Annotated in this window: 1 protein-coding gene; it reads left to right on the top strand. The window is 50.0% G+C overall.

All coding sequences use genetic code 11. From position 1 onward, the window contains the following. Positions 1 to 16: 16 nt before the first annotated feature. Positions 17 to 588 (top strand): hypothetical protein (locus tag ACXJJ8_RS15435; RefSeq protein ID WP_499031868.1); only part of this gene is annotated, 572 nt, incomplete at its 3' end.

The following is a 588-nucleotide window of genomic DNA, read 5'->3' as shown; positions in this document are numbered from 1 at the left end:
GAGAGGAGGTGGAGCTGTGCAACCTCCCAAAATTGATTCCAGAGATTTACCCGATTTGATCGCGCAAATGAAGGAAATGGCGCCATACTATACGCCCGAGTGGCGGTTTACGCCAGAAAATCCGGACCCGGGTTCCGCGCTGTTCTTGATGTTTGCTGATATGTTTCATGACAATATCAAACGATTGAACCGAGTGCCTACGAAAAACTTGATATCGTTCCTCAACATGTTCGATGTGACGCTGCTTCCGGCACGTCCTGCCCGAAGCTACTTAACGTTTGCGCTGAACGAGGGTACGAAGGAGTCCGTATTTATCTCGGCAGGCACACAAGTTGCCGCTGCAGCAGAAGAAGGCAGCATTCTGTATGAGACAGCACGGAGTAGCTTATTGACGCCCGCGTTGCTTACAGATGTGTACATGACGAGCCGCAAACAGGATATGATCATTCGCATTTCTGATGAGTTCGTTACGGCATCCCGGCAAGGATATGCAGCGCCGACGGCGCTTTTCCGTTTACAGGATGGCGACAATTTGCAGGAGCATGCCATTTATTTGGAGCACAGCTCTCTTTTCACCGTGTATAATAC

This window comes from Lysobacter sp. P5_C4 (genome assembly GCF_054049695.1).
This window is presented reverse-complemented; position numbering and strand designations above follow the sequence as displayed.